Source organism: Pseudomonas sp. B35(2017) (assembly GCF_002113645.1).
Classification (GTDB): Bacteria; Pseudomonadota; Gammaproteobacteria; order Pseudomonadales; family Pseudomonadaceae; genus Aquipseudomonas; species Aquipseudomonas ekonensis.
This window is the reverse complement of the sequence record NZ_NEIZ01000005.1, coordinates 267367-282858: the sequence shown is the minus strand read 5'-3', so window position 1 is coordinate 282858 and position 15492 is coordinate 267367. Positions and strand designations below refer to the sequence as shown.

Here is a 15492-nt window from a genome sequence, read left to right as displayed (position 1 = left end):
TCCCTGTGGGAGCCGGCTTGCCGGCGATGCGGACAACTCGGTTGCGCAGATACACCGAGGTGATGCGATCGCTGGCGAGCCAGCTCCCACAGGAACCGAGGCGGGCATTCGGACACGAGACAACAACAAGAGTGAAACGACGCAGGTTCGTGGCTCTAACCCAATTGATTTTATGGAGTAAACATTATGATTCCGGTGATCTTGTCAGGTGGTAGCGGTTCCCGTCTCTGGCCGCTTTCGCGCAAGCAGTTCCCCAAGCAGTTCCTCGCCCTGACCGGCGAACACACCCTGTTCCAGCAGACCGTCGAGCGCCTGGTGTTCGACGGCATGGACACCCCCATCGTGGTCTGCAACAAGGAGCACCGCTTCATCGTCAACGAGCAGTTGGCCAACCGCAGCCTGGAGGCCCAGCGCATCCTGATGGAGCCGTTCGGCCGCAACACCGCGCCGGCGGTGGCGCTGACCGCGATGATGCTGGTCAACGAGGGCCGCGACGAGCTGATGCTGGTGCTGCCCGCCGACCACGTGCTGGAAGACCGCAAAGCCCTGCAGCGCGCCCTGGCCCTGGCCACGGTGGCGGCGGAAAACGGTGAGATGGTGCTGTTCGGCGTGCCGGCCACCAAACCGGAGACCGGCTACGGCTACATCAAGTCGGTCAGCGATTCGCTGCTGCCCGAAGGCGTCAGCCGCGTCTCGCAATTCGTGGAGAAGCCCGACGTCAAGCGCGCCACCGAATACGTCGAGTCCGGCGGCTACTACTGGAACAGCGGCATGTTCCTGTTCCGCGCCAGCCGCTTCCTCGAAGAGCTGAAAAAGCACGACCCGGACATCTACGACACCTGCCTGCTGACCCTGGAGCGCAGCGTCCAGGATCCGGACACCATCACCTTCGACGAAGCCACCTTCGCCTGCTGCCCGGACAACTCCATCGACTACTCGGTGATGGAAAAGACCCAGCGCGCCTGCGTGGTGCCGCTGACCGCCGGCTGGAGCGACGTCGGCTGCTGGTCGTCGCTGTGGGAGGTCAACGAGAAGGACGCCAACGGCAACGTCAGCAAGGGCGACGTGGTGATCCAGGACAGCAAGAACTGCATGATCCACGGCAACGGCAAGCTGGTGTCGGTGATCGGCCTGGAGAACATCGTCGTGGTGGAAACCAAGGACGCCATGATGATCGCCCACAAGGACAAGGTCCAAGGCGTCAAGCAGATGGTCAACACCCTCAACGAACAGGGCCGCAGCGAGACCCAGAACCACTGCGAGGTCTACCGTCCGTGGGGTTCCTACGACTCGGTGGACATGGGCGGCCGGTTCCAGGTCAAGCACATCTCGGTCAAGCCGGGCGCGTGCCTGTCGCTGCAGATGCACCACCACCGCGCCGAGCACTGGATCGTGGTCAGCGGCACCGCCGAAGTCACCTGCGACGAGAACGTGTTCCTGCTCACCGAGAACCAGTCCACCTACATCCCGATCGCCTCGGTGCACCGCCTGCGCAACCCGGGCAAGATCCCGCTGGAGATCATCGAAGTGCAATCGGGCTCGTACCTGGGCGAGGACGACATCGAACGCTTCGAAGACATCTACGGCCGCTCCACCCCGGTCGAGCGCGGCGTGTCGGTGAAGACCATCGCACAGTGACCTTCCTGTGACAAAAAGCCCCCGTCCGACCTGCTGCGTCCCCTATCCGCGGCAGGCCAGGCGGGGGCTTTTCGTCTGCCCCCCCTCGGGCTCAAGGGCTGCGTGACACCGCCACCGAACAGAGCCGCCAGGCCGCAGGCCGCCGATGGGCGTAGCCCAGGGTGACCGCCGCCGTGGCGTAGTCTCCCGCCGAGGCAGCCTGAGCCGTCCAGTACTCGGGGATCGAACGGTCGTAGTTGTGGGCGGCGTCGAACGCCCCGGTCGGCCAACCGTACCCGCGCACCAAGTCGCCCCATTCCGGGTACAGCGCCCCCGGATACCGCAGCAGGTAGCCACCGTTGAGTTCCGGCGGCCTGGGCAGCGCCACGCCGTGACCGTTCGCATAGCGCTCCGCCGAAGCCCAATCCATATGGCATGCCAACGCGGTGAACCAGAGCGTCGCCTGGGGCTGCGTGTACTGCACGCTCTGGCCCCCGGCATCCTTGATGGTGAACGTCACCGGGCCATGCCCCCTGAGCGTGACCTCGCCGGTGCCGGCGCCGATCTCGGCCCGGCCCGGCTCGGCGCTGCTGAACGCGAACGGGGGCGTCCCGCCGGCCATGTTCAGCCTGTAGCGCGCACCGCTGAAGCCGGTGCGGGGAAACCCGCTGTCCGCCGCGAAGGTGAAGGCATCGGCCTGAGGCGAGGCGGTGAGTGAAGCGACCCGCAAGACCTTGCTCTGCGGATCGAACACCTGATCGGCGGGATCGAACACGAACCGCGCCTGGTGCGCCGGCGTCTGCGGCAGCTCGATGCGGATGATCGGCAGCCTCAGTCCGCTGCGGTCATAGAAGTCCTGCTGGTCGTACTGAGCCGACGTCAAGCCGCCGCCGGTGTAGTACAGCGCCTGGATCGGCAACTCCCCGGGGATGTCCTGCGGCCAGGTCGCCAGCATCAGCTCGTTGCGGCTGTGGAAGGCCACATCCTGGTGCAGGGTCATCACGCGCAAGGCCTGGTAGAACGCGTCCGCCGCCGCGTCGTTCATTTGGTCGCGCACATCGAAACTGCACTGGTAGTGGCCCTGCGCGACGCCGGGCCGCACCGTGTGGGCCATCCATTGCTCGGCGGTGGTGATGCCCTGCGACTGGCAGCGCCGGCTCTGCTGCGGGTAGGCGCGGTGGGCACCGCAGCCGGGGTTTTCGCGGTCGAACGTGGCGCCGTCGATGGGAAACACGCAAAGCACTTCGATGTGACGCTTGCCGACCGGCGTATCCAGGATCGGGTGGAAAACGAAACCGTGGTCGTAGGTGGAATCGATCTGCCGGTACTGCGAGTCGCGCCGCAGGTACGAAAACGACAGCCCCCCCTTCTCCACGGCAATCGGGCTGGGGTTCCAGAAGTGGTATTGGGTGGAATGGATCGTGCCCCGGAACAGAATGCCGGCGCACAGGAACGCCGGTTTCGAGGCGCTGCCGCAATCCTTTCGGGTGTCGGCGTACCGGTCGGCCAGCGCCGTTGCCACGGCCTCGCCCTGCTTCTGGAAAGCCGAGCGAGGGTCGGAAGACAGTCCGTCGAGCGTCGAGGACTGGCAGGCTGCCAGCAGCAGACAGGCCCAACAGATAAGATAGCGTCCCATACGTCCTCCGGTACCGGCCGTGTACGCTATCCAACACCGGCTCCGCCGCGACGGCCACTGTCAGAAATTACAGTCCCGACCGGTGGCGCTCCCGTTGTCGATCCGAAAGGGGTGTCGTTCCAGCCTCTTCGTCGGGTCGATGCCCGGAGAAACGTTCCTGGTCAGGTCCTGCGCAGCCTTGACCGGCGCCATCGCCAGCAGGCTGGCTCCCACCGGGAATCTCGGCCGAATGCCGCCTCCTTGGCCTGCCCGCGAAGGGGCCGGACCTGGCGCCGCACACCACTTGCCAATCGCCAACCCCCTCTACGCTTAGGTAGGATGGCCTTCCATCCCTGCGAGGTTGCGCGACATGTTCATCGGCGTCCTGCTGGTCATCACCTGGCTGATCCTGCTGCTGCGCTATCCCGCCAAGGCCTTGCCGGTGTCGGCGGCGGCGGCCGTCGGCCTGGGGCTGGTGGCGATGTGGGTGGTGTGGCTGGACAACCGCGAGGTCAAGCAACTGGCGCGCCTGGAGCTGCGCATCGCCTATGCCCCCGAACAGTGTCCCGCCGACCGTCCGTTGCAGCTCAAGATGAACAACGGCAACGACGTGCCGCTGACCGAGCTGCGTTGGCGCATCGCCGCGTATGCGCCGGGCGACACGGTCAACCTGGCCGACAACCAGTACACCGCCCCGCGCTACCGCGGCCCCGGCGAACTGCAGCCCGGCGGCAACTGGGAAGACTGCCTGCCGCTGCCGCCGCTGCGTCCCGGCTACCGCCCGCAGACCCTGGAGTTTCGCGCCGAGCGGTTGCAGGGTAGTTTCTCCGACTGATCCCCTTCACGTCTGCCTCCTTCACCTCTGCATAAGGAATGCGCCATGCCCGTTGCACTGATCACCGGTTGTTCCAGCGGCATCGGCCGCGCCCTCGCCGACGCCTTCAAGGCCGCCGGCTATGACGTCTGGGCCAGCGCGCGCAAGGCCGAGGACGTCGCCGCGCTGAGCGCCGCCGGCTTCACCGCCGTGCAGCTGGACGTCAACGACGGCGCGGCGCTGGAGCAGTTGAGCGAGCGGCTCAACCACGAGCGCGGCGGCCTCGACGTGCTGATCAACAACGCCGGCTACGGCGCCATGGGCCCGCTGCTCGACGGCGGCGTGGCGGCCATGCAGCGCCAGTTCGAGACCAACGTGTTCTCCATCGTCGGCGTCACCCGCGCACTGTTCCCGGTGCTGCGCCGGGCCAAGGGGCTGGTGGTGAACGTCGGCAGCGTGTCGGGTGTGCTGGTCACGCCGTTCGCCGGCGCCTACTGCGCCTCGAAAGCAGCGGTGCACGCCCTGAGCGACGCGCTGCGCATGGAGCTGGCGCCGTTCGGCGTGCGGGTGATGGAGGTTCAGCCGGGCGCCATCGAATCCAGCTTCGCCAAGAACGCCGGGCATGAGGCCGAGCAACTGATCACCGAACAGTCGCCGTGGTTTCCGCTGCGCGAAGGGATCCGGGCGCGGGCCAAGGCATCCCAGGACAAGCCGACCCCGGCCCGGGACTTCGCCGCCGAACTGCTCAAGGCCGTGCAGCAGGCCAAGCCGCCCCGGCTGATCCGCATCGGCAACGGCAGCCGGGCGTTGCCGTTGCTGGCGACCTGGCTGCCCAAGGGTCTGCTGGAATCGACGCTGATGAAGCGGTTCGGGTTGCGCGGCGTGCTCTGACTCAAAAGCCTGAGCCCGCAATGCGCGGGCTCAGGCCATGCCGTTGCGTCAGGCCAGCAGCATCAGTTGGGGAAAGCCATCAGATTGGGCAAGGTTTCGAACGCCGGTTGCGCCCCCGAAGCCTGCGGATAAAGAAGCTGGATCGACACGGAAAGCTCCTTGCCCGGCAACAGCAGGTATTGATCGTCCGGCGGCGTCACCAATTCGATGACGCCTTCAGTGCCGTCATGAATGACATCAAGCCAAGGGTTGGCGAAAATTTTCACTCCTGTGGGCAGTCCCGCGCTTGAAAACTTCCACTTGGCAATCGACTGAGCGTTTGCCTTGACGATCACGTCGTAGCTATACACCCAACCACCCGAAGGCTGATCCTGCCACTTTGCTTTCAACGCCTGACGGATTGAAATATCCCTTGGCCCTCCTGTTTGCACTAACACCGGGCAATAGCCGGCCTGATAGCTGGGCTGATAATAATTGATGCCAAACATCTCAATGGCTTGCGAAGGGTCCATATTCGGCGGCATCGAAAACGTCAACGTTCGCCGAGGGTTCCACCCTTCGGCTTGCTCTTCGGTAATGGTCACGATGCTGTACTGCAATGATTCGATGTATCTCATCTGCGCCCCGGTGACAGGCATTGACGCGTGGAGCAACTTGGCACCGTTGTAGGCCCGAAACTCAAGGCGCGAGCCCACAGGCGGCGCAGTGCCATCCGTCAGGAGACTGAAGCCGAGGGTGACCGGTTCGCCAGGCGCAACATGGCTGACGAAGTTATCCATTCTGATATCAATGAATTCCATTTCTTGAAACATCCCTTTTTAAAACTTAATGACTGCCAAAACTTAAAACATAAGCATGGCAATTCAAACCAGTACAGTGCCATCGACAGATGACCCGACAACACTAACACTTCAAAAAAACAAAATGCCGACACTCAACAGAAACTTACAATGCAATAACCAACCACAAGACAAACAACTAAAACACTAAGAAGACCACAAACAAAAAAGTCGCGAAAAAACATCTTTTCCCGCGACTCGGTCACTGTCAGTCCTGGCTTTGGACGACCACCGTGCAGGTAATGCCCGCCGCCAGCAGCACCCCTTCCGGCACCTCGTCGATGTGAATCCGCACCGGCACCCTTTGGGCCAGGCGCACCCAGTTGAACGTCGGGTTGACGTCGGCGATGAGCTCGCGGCTTTCCGGGTTGTCGCGGTCGTAGATGCCGCGGGAAATGCTCTCCACATGGCCCTTGAGGACTTCACCGCTCATCAGTTGCATGTCGGCCCGGTCGCCCACGCGCACGTGGGGCAGCTTGGTCTCTTCGAAGAAGCCGTAGACCCAGAACGAGTTCATGTCGACCACGGCCATCTTCGCTTCGCCGATGCGTGCGTAGTCGCCGCGGTGAACGTTGAGGTTGGTCACGTAGCCGTCCACCGCCGCCCGCACTTCGGTGCGCTTGAGGTTGAGCTCGGCGGCCTCCAGCTGCGCCTGGGCGTGCTGGTAGTCGGCCAGGGCCGAGTCGGCGATGTTGCTGGCGTCGTCGCGGTTTTCCTTGGAGATCACCAGGTTGTCCAGGTCGGCGCGGCGGTGGGCGTTGACCTTGCGCATCTCCCACGTCGCCTTGCGCGAGGCCACCAGGGCCTGCGCCTGCTTGACCGCCAACCGGTAGTGCTCGGGGTCGATCTGCATCAGCAGGTCGCCCTTCTTCACCAACTGGTTGTCGCGCACCGGCACATCGACCACCTCGCCCGTGACGTCGGCGGCGACGTTGATGATGTCCGCCCGCACCCGGCCGTCGCGGGTCCACGGGGTGTTCATGTAGTGCTCCCACAAGGTGCGGCCGATCCACAGCGCCAGAGCCAGCACCAGCAGGGTCGCGAGCAGGCTGAAAAACTTTTTCATCAAGACCTTCTTCAGAGTTGGAGAGTCAGCGGTAGACGGTCAGCGCCATCGCGCCGAACAGACAAGTGAACAGGCTCAGGCGCAGCAGCGCCGGGTGCCAGAAGAAGCGGTACAGGTCGAACCCCGACAGGAAGCGGTCCAGCGCCCAGGCCAGTGCCGCGGCGACGAAGAACATCAGGGTCATGGTCGGCATGTACACGCCGTGGAAGGCGATTTCACGGGGCATGGGCAAGTCCTTCGGGCTTGGCGGCCGCGTAGGCGGCGAGCGGTGATTGCGGGTCGAGCAAGGAAGTGCGGATGAAGTGCAGGTAGCTTTTCACCCGGCGCAGCGCCGAGGTGTCGAAGTGCGGCGCGAACGGCTCGTCGGTGGCGGCGACACGGCCAATCGCGTGATCGACCGCCACCAGCGCCCGCTCCAGGTTGCTGGCGTTGGGTTGCAGAAACAGCCGCACCAGCGCCCGACCCATCACGCGGATCGACTGGCGCCACGGCTGGGACTCGGCGTACGCCGGGTGCACCGGCAGGATCGCCTGCTCCTTGCGCAGCTCGATGATCGCGTGGCCGACCTCCAGCACCACGAACATCCAGCGCAGCAGTTTTTTCTGCACCAGCGGCTGGCCGGTCGCCAGGCCGTAGGCCTGGTGCATCAGATCGCGGGTGCGGCTTTCGAAGCCCGAGGCCAGGCCCTTGAGCTTGCCGCTGATCGCGTACACCACTTGGCCGCGCAGGTCCTGCTCCAGGCGCTTCCACAGCCAACGGCTGTTGGGCGGCAGGATGATCGCCCCGGCAGCGGCGCACACCAGCATGCCCATGACCATGGCGATGTAGTCGTTGATGAAGGTGTACGGGTTGTAGATGGTCAGGTTGTCCGGCACCGAACCGGTGCTGAAAAAGATCAGCAGCCCGAGGCCGACCCCGGCGTACTGCGGGCGCGACGCCAGGAACGAGCCGAGCACGATCACCGGGGCCAGCATCACGCACAAGAGCGGGAAACCGTCGATCCACGGGAAAATGAAGAACATCTCGACGAAGCCGATCAGCGCCCCGAGGAACGTGCCGCAGGCCATCTGGAACGCCATGCGCTTGGGGTTCGGCGTGGCAGCGGACAAGCCCACGGTGGCGGCGGCGATCAGGGTCATGGTCGCGCCGCTCGGCCACGCGGTGGCCACCCAGTAGCTGCCCAGCACGATCAGGATGAACGAGGCGCGGATCCCCGAAGCGGCCGCCGCCCACCAACTGGTCTGCGGGGTGAACGGCTCGTCCCAGCGCTCGCGTTCGTGGCGGTGGTCGGCCAGGGACGCGTGGGTCTGTGCATAACTGTGCAGGTCGTCGACGAAGCGGTAGAGCAATTCGTACGCGGTGTGGAAATCCAGCAGTTCGGCCTCGCTCGGGCCGGTCTCCTGGAACGCCGTCCGCAGGCTGCGCACCCGTGTCGGCAAGCCTTCCTTGTAGGTCGCGAGCGCCGTCACCAGACGCGCCGCATCAGGGCTGGTCAGGGACCTGCCGCTGAAGCCGTCGAGCACTTCGGCCAGGTCCTGCAGGCCCGGCCTGATCGCCGCCACGACGTGTTCCTCGCCGTTGCCGCGCAAGCGCTCAAGCAACTGATGCAAGGCGTTGAAGCGGGTGGTGATGCCCATGAATTCGCTGTTCAGGCGGCTCAGCCGGCCGTTGCGCCGGCGCATGTGCGGGTCTTCGAACACGGTCACGCTGCGCAGGCCTTCCAGGCCCACGGCCTCGGCGATGAAGCGCACGTTGCTGGCCTCGAACGACTCAGGCTTGCTGCGCCCGCGCAGGCCGTCGGTGACGAACAGGGCGAACACGCCGAAGCGCTGGTACAGCGCGTTGCGCATGGCGGCGCTGGCGGTCTGCGGCAGGATCGCGGCGCTGACCAGGGTGGAGCAGAGAATCCCCAGGGAGATTTCCAGCACCCGCCACACCGCCGCCATGAACGCGCCGTCCGGGTGCGCCAGCGCCGGCAGGCCGACCATCGCCGCCGTGTACCCGGCCAGCACGAAACCGTAGGCGCGGAAGTTGCGGCAACGGGCGGCGCCGGCCGAGCAGATGCCGACCCAGATCGCCAGCGAACCCAGGAACAGTTCGGTGTTCTGGGCGAACAGCGCGATCAGCGTGACCATCATCGCCGACCCGGCCAACGTGCCGAGGAACCGGTAGAAACTCTTGGCGAACACCTGGCCGCTCTGCGGCTGCATGACGATGAACACGGTGATCATCGCCGTGCGCGGCTGCGGCAGTTCCAGGCGCATCGCCAGCCACAGGGTGAGGAACGCGGCAATCAGCACCTTGAAGATGTAGACCCAGGTCACGCCGTCGCTGCGTGCCCAGTCGAAGAAGCCCCGGCGCCATTCCAGGGAGTGCAGCCAGCGCAGGGGGGCGGGCATGGGAGTCATTCGAATACGCTCAAGAAATCAGTCTGGACTCAGAACCTGTGGGCGCTGGCTTGCCAGCGAAGACGGCGTCACGTTCAACAGTGAGGTCGCCTGATCCACCGCCTTCACGGGCAAGCCCGCTCCCGCACCGAGGTGTGTTCACCGCAGCAGCGCCGGGGTTTTCGGGGCCTGGGTCTGCGCAGCCGTCGGCACATCGTTGCCCGCACCGAGCCCGCCGCCCAACGCCGTCACCAATTGCGCATGGGCGCTCAGGCGCGCCGCCTGCACCTGCTGCTGCACCTGTTGCTGCTTGAACAGCAGGGTCTGGGCGTTGAGCACGTTGAGGTAGTCGGTGAGCCCCCGCCGATAGGCGACCATCGCGATGTCGTAGGTCTTCTGCGCGGCGGCCACGGACTCGGCGGCGAAGGTCTGCTGCTTGTCCATCGACTCACGGCGGATCAACTGGTCGGAGAGGTTCTTCAGCGCGTTGACCAGGGTCTGGTTGTAGTGCGCCACGGCGATGTCGTAGCCGGCGGACGCCTCACCCAGTTCCGCCCGCAGCCGCCCGCCGTCGAAGATCGGCAGCGAGATCGCCGGCCCCACGGTGTAGTTGAGCTTCTTGCCGGTCAGGAACTCCAGCGCCCCGCCGCCGGTGGCCATGTAGCCGAGGCTGCCGACCAGGTCGACGTTGGGATAGAACCCGGCGTGCGCCACGTCGATGCCCCGGGCCTGCGCCGCCACCTGCCAGCGGCTGGCGACCACGTCCGGACGCTGGCCGAGCAGTTCGGCGGGCAGCGCCGACGGCAGCTTCAGCGCCGTGCCCAGGGACAGGGTCGGCCGCCGCAACTGCGCGCCCTCCCCCGGCCCCTTGCCGGCCAGCGCGGCGATCTGGTTGCGGCTCAGGGCGATGGCTTCGTCCAGCGCATCCAGTTGCCGGTGGGTTTCCGGCAACGGCGTTTCGGCCTGGCTGACTTCGAAATGGGTGCCGATCCCGCCGTTCAGGCGTTTTTGCGCCAAGTCCAGAATCTGCTGTTGCTGGGCCAGCGTCGCGGCGACGATGTCGCGCTGGGCGTAGTGCAGCGACAGCTCGATGTAGGCCAGCACCAGGTTGTTCTGCAGTTCGAGCCGGGCCTGCTGCGCCTCGGCCGCCGTCATGTGCGCCAAGTCCACCGCCCGTTCCGTGCTGTTGCGGTCGCGGCCCCAGAGGTCCAGGTCGTAGCTGAAGCCCAGCGCGGCGTTGTTGTCCCAGGTGGTGGTGTTGGCCAAATCGCCCGGGCCGTAGAACGGATCGGTCGGCCAGTTATGGCGCTTGAGCGTGGACTGGCCGTTGACCTGCAGCGACTCGGCGGCTTCGGCCGCACCGGCCATGGCCTTGGCCTGGCGCACCCGCGCGGCGGCCATGGCCAGGCTCGGGCTGCCTTGCACGGCGAGGTCGATCCAGCGGTTCAGTTGCGGGTCGCCGAAGGCTTGCCACCATTGCGCGGCGGGCCAGTTTGCGTCACGGGCGGCGTGGGCGATGGCGTCGTCGGTGGCCAGTGCGTTGGCCTCCAGCGCCTTGCCCTGCGGGGCGATCCCGCCGGTTCCGATGCAGCCGCCAAGACCCAGGGTAAAAGCCAGAACACTGAGCGGCAAAAGCGCTCTGTTGATGCGACGCGGCACTGCTGCGACTTCCTGAAAGAGGGGAAAAGCGGGGAACCTGTGGGAGCGGCGACGGAGCGGTCGCCTGCCGGTGCGGTAGCACACCCGAGCGCCGGATCCGTTGACCTGGCGCATGCGCAAGCACGCCCCATTCCCACTTCGGCGCAATTCTATGAGGGCGCCCGGACCGCGATAAGCTGGGATTCCTGTGAATCTTTGTTACCGTTAACGAGATAATCCCTAAGTCGGGGGTCTCGCCTTTGAAACTTCATGTCACAATTTGCCATCTCCCTTGAGAGCACCCCATGGACACATTGCAAAACATGCGTGCCTTCAGTTGCGTGGCCGAGGCCGGCAGTTTCACCGCCGCCGCCGTGCAGCTCGACACCACCACGGCCAACGTCTCGCGCGCGGTCTCCAACCTTGAGGCCCACCTGCAAACCCGCCTGCTCAACCGCACCACCCGGCGCATCGCCCTGACCGAGGCCGGCAAGCGCTACCTGCTGCGCTGCGAGCAGATCCTGGCCTACGTGGAAGAGGCGGAAGCCGAGGCCAGCGACGCCCACTCGCGCCCGGCCGGGCAGCTCAAGGTCCACACCATGACCGGCATCGGCCAGCACTTCGTCATCGACGCCATCGCCCGCTACCGCAAGACCCACCCGGACGTGACCTTCGACCTGACCCTGGCCAACCGCGTGCCGGACCTGCTCGACGAGGGCTACGACGTGTCCCTGGTGCTGGCCAGCGAACTGCCGGACTCCGGCTTCGTCTCCCAGCGCCTGGGCATCACCTACAGCATCGTCTGCGCCTCGCCCGCCTACGTGAAAGCCAACGGCTGCCCGCAGAAGCCCAGCGACCTGCTCAACCACGCCTGCCTGCGCCTGGTGAGCCCGGTCATCCCCCTGGAGAAATGGGCCTTCGACGGCCCGGAAGGCCAGGAGATGGTGACCATCAACAGCTCGCCGTTCCTGGTGAACTCGGCCGACGCGATGAAGACCGCGATCATCAGCGGCATGGGCATCGGCGTGCTGCCGGTGTACGCCGCCATCGAAGCGCTGCGCAACGGCTCACTGGTGCGGGTGATGCCCAACTACCGCTCCCAGGAGCTGAACCTGTACGCCATCTACCCGTCGCGCCAGTACCTGGACGCGAAGATCAAGACCTGGGTCGAGTACCTGCGCGGCTCGCTGCCGGAAATCCTCTCGGCGCACCAGGCGGAACTGGTGGCCTATGAAATGAGCGGCAGCCTAGGCGGCGTGCGGCTGGCGAACTGAGTTCGACGTCCTACAGACGGGGTGGTTTTGGCGGATGTTTCCGACAGGTTTTGACGGTTGTCGGTCGGAAATGCGCTGGATAGGCTTTGGGGGTCGCTGACAGATTCAGTGACCGGGCTTGGTCGTCCGGGTTTAGAATGGCGCGCTTTTCAGCCTGCTTAATGGCGAGCTGTGCGTGGGAGGGCTAACGGCCCTGCCGGGTTTCCATTCCCTGGTCGACCAACCCGCGTACGGTTCGCCACCCACTGCTTGGTCGCGGTGCGTGGCGGACTCCACATCCCGAATGGAGCTTCACCATGTTCAAACCCACACCGAACCCACCTGCCGCCGACAGCACCTCCCCTTACGAATCCACTGATTCGCGAAAACTCCACGATGCCGCCGAACGTGCGCTCGACCACTACCTCAACCCCACCCAGCCTTCCGCCCGCCGTCCGGGCCGGATGTTCATGGTCGACCCGGCCATGGACGACGAAAGCCTGCTGGTGCACGCCAGCGCCTCCCTGGCCTCGGCGGGCACCCTGACCAGCCAACTGGCCGAGCAACTGGGCACGGCGCAGCGCGACACGATCCTGGCGATCCAGCAGGTGATCATGCTGGCGGGGCTGTCGGTGAACCGGGTGCTGGACAATGTGAAGGTTCAGCCGGGGCACAGTTGATTCACCCTTGTGGGAGCGGGTTGTGCACATCAGGCAGAGATTGGTTGGTTGCCAGGCCGTCATCGCCAGCAGGCTGGCTCCCACAGGGGATTGAGGTGGTCTGGGAGGAATTGGACGGCTGTCAGGCCGCCATCGCTGGCAAGTCGAATTGTCGCACCGCAGCTCCCACAAATATCCCGGTGCCCACAAAATCCAGGCACACCACAAAAACCTGTGGGAGCCGGCTTGCCGGCGATGGCGGTGGGTCAGTCACCACAGATGTCGGCAGTGCCGGCCCCATCGCTGGCAAGCCAGCTCCCACAGGGATTGAGGTGAGCTGGGAGGGATTGGTCGGCTGTCAGGCCGCCATCGCCAGCAGGCTGGCTCCCACAAGCATCCCGGTGCCCACAAAATCCAGGCACACCACAAAAACCTGTGGGAGCCGGCTTGCCGGCGATGGCGGTGGGTCAGTCACCACAGATGTCGGCAGTGCCGGCCCCATCGCTGGCAAGTCGAGTCGTCGCACCGCAGCTCCCACAGGGAATTGTGTCGGGCAGTCAGAAACAGGTCGGCTGTCAGGCCGCCATCACGCGCCTCTCAAAAGGCCGAGTGTCAGCTCGCCTCGCTTTTGATCTTGATCTGCCGGCCCCTTCGGAAGGCTGAGCGGAGGGGTTCATCCGGGGGTGGGCGCGCAGCGCCGTTTGGCGCAGCCAAACACATCGGAAGGAGGTGCAGCGAAGCAAACCGTAGCCGATGCCCCCGGATGAATCCCGGAGCGAAGGAACCCCGAGCCTCAGCGAGGGGCCGAACGCCGGGGCCAGCGTTTTTGGTTACTTTGGGCTGGGCCGGCATTCCGGGCGTTTGCCAAAAGTGACCCGCCGTAAGGGCGGAACCGCCAGCGGCAACACCCGCAGAAACGGATATTCACCCAAACCCAAAACCCCAAACGCCCAACCCCCAGAGCCCTCCAAGACAACCCAAAACAGAAATGTTAGCGTGCTCAGCAATCCCGCCCCGCCGAGCCCGAAGCAATGAAAAAAACCGTCCTGGCCTTCAGCCGCATCACCCCGCCCATGATCGAACGCCTGCAACAGGACTTCGACGTCATCGTGCCCAACCCGAAGAACGGCGACATCGCCGCCCAGTTCAACGAAGCCCTGCCCCACGCCCACGGCCTGATCGGCGTCGGCCGCAAGCTCGGCAAGGCCCAACTGGAAAACGCGGCGAAGCTCGAAGTGGTCTCCAGCGTGTCGGTCGGCTACGACAACTATGACCTGGCCTACTTCAACGAACGCGGGATCATGCTCACCAACACCCCGGACGTGCTCACCGAAAGCACCGCCGACCTGGCCTTCGCCCTGATCATGGCCAGCGCCCGCCGCGTCGCCGAACTCGACGCCTGGACCAAGGCCGGCCAGTGGCAGGCCAGCGTCGGCGCCCCGCTGTTCGGCTGCGACGTGCACGGCAAGACCCTGGGCATCGTCGGCATGGGCAACATCGGCGCCGCCGTGGCCCGGCGCGCACGCCTGGGCTTCAACATGCCGATCCTCTACAGCGGCAACAGCCGCAAGACCGCGCTGGAACAAGAGCTGGGCGCGCAGTTCCGCCGCCTGGATCAACTGCTCGCCGAAGCCGATTTCGTCTGCCTGGTGGTGCCGCTCAGCGACCAGACCCGCCACTTGATCAGCCACCGCGAACTGGCGCTGATGAAGCCGGGCGCGATCCTGGTCAACATTTCCCGAGGCCCGGTGGTGGACGAGCCGGCGCTGATCGAGGCGCTGCAGAACAACCGCATCCGCGGCGCAGGGCTGGACGTCTACGAAAAGGAACCGCTGGCCGAATCCCCGCTGTTCCAGCTGAAAAACGCCGTGACACTGCCGCACATCGGCTCGGCCACCCACGAAACCCGCGAGGCGATGGCCAACCGTGCGCTGGCCAACCTGCGCAGTGCGCTTATGGGCGAACGGCCGCAGGATCTGGTGAATCCGCAGGTCTGGAAAGGCTGACGGCCGCCGCCAGGGCCTGCGCGCAAGCGTCACGCCCTGGCATCACCGGCTCATCGGATGGGCAACTATCGATTTGAACCGAACAATGACCCACACAACTTGAAAATCACTCCTTCCCCTTTGCGATTTGCGCCCCGATAGACTTCCGCCCATCAGCCTTACTTATGAAAGGCACAATGAACGGAGAATAAAAAAGTGGGAACCCTTACAACCTCGCAAATTATCAGAAGAAGCAAAGTTGCCATTGTCTTCATGGTCGGTGCCTTTGGCGTGCTGATCGTCTTCAGCAACTTGACCGACTACCAGTCCAACTACATTTTCCTCGGCCATATCCTCAGCATGGACACCACCGGCAGCCACCTGACCTACCGGGCCATCACCTCGGACATGATGCACCACCGGATCTACTGGATGATCATGACGCTGGAGACCATATTCACGTCGTCCTGCCTGCTGGGCTGCTATCAACTTTTCCGACAGTTGAACGCCTCGCCGGAACAGTTTCACGAAGCCAAGAAATACGCCGTGCTCGGTTTCCTCGTGGCACTGTTCGTTTATTACTTTTGCCTTCAGGTAGTTGGCAACGAGTGGTTCGACATGGATCAGTCCAATGATTGGAACGCCATGATGTGGGCGCAAAGCATTGTCGACTTTCTGATACCGGCGTTGATCTATCTGGTATTGAAAGTCGACAGTTGAAGCGGCTG

General features: G+C 64.7%; 13 protein-coding genes. 7 read left to right on the top strand and 6 right to left on the bottom strand.

The genetic code is table 11. From position 1 onward, the window contains the following. Positions 1-186: 186 nt before the first annotated feature. Positions 187-1638: a mannose-1-phosphate guanylyltransferase/mannose-6-phosphate isomerase gene (locus CAG41_RS12470; protein WP_085707059.1), complete on the top strand. Its 1452-nt coding sequence runs from the start codon at positions 187-189 to the stop codon at positions 1636-1638. A 91-nt stretch (positions 1639-1729) separates the two neighbouring features. On the opposite strand, the gene CAG41_RS28305 is transcribed toward CAG41_RS12470, so the two are convergent. Beyond that, positions 1730-3253: a hypothetical protein gene (locus CAG41_RS28305; protein ID WP_139831350.1), complete on the bottom strand. Its 1524-nt coding sequence runs from the start codon at positions 3251-3253 to the stop codon at positions 1730-1732. 349 nt (positions 3254-3602) lie between these two features. On the opposite strand from CAG41_RS28305, the gene CAG41_RS12460 reads away from it, so the two are divergent. After that, a complete protein-coding gene (locus CAG41_RS12460) occupies positions 3603-4067 on the top strand; it encodes a multidrug transporter (protein ID WP_085578759.1) in 465 nt (154 codons plus the stop codon). A gap of 45 nt (positions 4068-4112) precedes the next feature. Further along, entirely contained in the window at positions 4113-4937 is an 825-nt protein-coding gene (locus CAG41_RS12455; RefSeq protein ID WP_085707058.1) for an SDR family oxidoreductase, read from the top strand. A gap of 62 nt (positions 4938-4999) precedes the next feature. Here the strand turns inward: CAG41_RS12455 and CAG41_RS12450 are convergent, their stop codons facing one another. The 5 genes from CAG41_RS12450 to CAG41_RS12430 form a co-directional block, all read right to left on the bottom strand. Then, positions 5000-5737 (bottom strand): hypothetical protein, encoded by a 738-nt coding sequence (locus CAG41_RS12450; protein ID WP_085707057.1) that lies wholly within the window; start codon positions 5735-5737, stop codon positions 5000-5002. Between the two features lie 247 nt (positions 5738-5984). Continuing rightward, the gene (locus CAG41_RS12445) at positions 5985-6842 is read right to left on the bottom strand and encodes an HlyD family secretion protein (protein ID WP_085707056.1); all 858 of its coding nucleotides are present in this window, start codon (positions 6840-6842) and stop codon (positions 5985-5987) included. A gap of 25 nt (positions 6843-6867) precedes the next feature. Then, positions 6868-7068, bottom strand: coding sequence for a DUF1656 domain-containing protein (locus CAG41_RS12440; protein WP_003221811.1), 201 nt, complete (start codon positions 7066-7068; stop codon positions 6868-6870). After that, on the bottom strand, positions 7058-9250 hold the full coding sequence (locus CAG41_RS12435) for an FUSC family protein (protein WP_085707055.1): 2193 nt from the start codon (positions 9248-9250) through the stop codon (positions 7058-7060). The genes CAG41_RS12440 and CAG41_RS12435 overlap by 11 nt, the downstream gene beginning before the upstream one ends. Positions 9251-9388: 138 nt before the next feature. Then, positions 9389-10888, bottom strand: a complete 1500-nt coding sequence (locus tag CAG41_RS12430) for an efflux transporter outer membrane subunit (protein WP_085707054.1) — start codon at positions 10886-10888, stop codon at positions 9389-9391. Positions 10889-11172: 284 nt separating this feature from the next. Between CAG41_RS12430 and CAG41_RS12425 the strand changes: the two genes are divergently transcribed. From CAG41_RS12425 to CAG41_RS12410, 4 genes are all read left to right on the top strand, one after another. Further along, complete coding sequence (locus CAG41_RS12425; RefSeq protein ID WP_085631637.1) at positions 11173-12141, top strand: LysR family transcriptional regulator; 969 nt, start codon at positions 11173-11175, stop codon at positions 12139-12141. A gap of 296 nt (positions 12142-12437) precedes the next feature. Then, positions 12438-12800: a DUF6124 family protein gene (locus CAG41_RS12420; protein ID WP_085578747.1), complete on the top strand. Its 363-nt coding sequence runs from the start codon at positions 12438-12440 to the stop codon at positions 12798-12800. 1010 nt (positions 12801-13810) lie between these two features. After that, entirely contained in the window at positions 13811-14785 is a 975-nt protein-coding gene (locus CAG41_RS12415; RefSeq protein ID WP_085707053.1) for a D-glycerate dehydrogenase, read from the top strand. 195 nt (positions 14786-14980) lie between these two features. Then, the gene (locus CAG41_RS12410; protein WP_085578743.1) at positions 14981-15484 is read left to right on the top strand and encodes a DUF2165 domain-containing protein; all 504 of its coding nucleotides are present in this window, start codon (positions 14981-14983) and stop codon (positions 15482-15484) included. Positions 15485-15492 lie beyond the last annotated feature (8 nt).

Coding starts and splice junctions, on each gene's coding strand:
- CAG41_RS12470 (WP_085707059.1), top strand. CDS start 187: ATGATTCCGGTGATCTTGTCAGGTGGTAGCGGTTCCCGTCTCTGGCCG.
- CAG41_RS28305 (WP_139831350.1), bottom strand. CDS start 3,253: ATGGGACGCTATCTTATCTGTTGGGCCTGTCTGCTGCTGGCAGCCTGC.
- CAG41_RS12460 (WP_085578759.1), top strand. CDS start 3,603: ATGTTCATCGGCGTCCTGCTGGTCATCACCTGGCTGATCCTGCTGCTG.
- CAG41_RS12455 (WP_085707058.1), top strand. CDS start 4,113: ATGCCCGTTGCACTGATCACCGGTTGTTCCAGCGGCATCGGCCGCGCC.
- CAG41_RS12450 (WP_085707057.1), bottom strand. CDS start 5,737: ATGGAATTCATTGATATCAGAATGGATAACTTCGTCAGCCATGTTGCG.
- CAG41_RS12445 (WP_085707056.1), bottom strand. CDS start 6,842: ATGAAAAAGTTTTTCAGCCTGCTCGCGACCCTGCTGGTGCTGGCTCTG.
- CAG41_RS12440 (WP_003221811.1), bottom strand. CDS start 7,068: ATGCCCCGTGAAATCGCCTTCCACGGCGTGTACATGCCGACCATGACC.
- CAG41_RS12435 (WP_085707055.1), bottom strand. CDS start 9,250: ATGACTCCCATGCCCGCCCCCCTGCGCTGGCTGCACTCCCTGGAATGG.
- CAG41_RS12425 (WP_085631637.1), top strand. CDS start 11,173: ATGGACACATTGCAAAACATGCGTGCCTTCAGTTGCGTGGCCGAGGCC.
- CAG41_RS12420 (WP_085578747.1), top strand. CDS start 12,438: ATGTTCAAACCCACACCGAACCCACCTGCCGCCGACAGCACCTCCCCT.
- CAG41_RS12415 (WP_085707053.1), top strand. CDS start 13,811: ATGAAAAAAACCGTCCTGGCCTTCAGCCGCATCACCCCGCCCATGATC.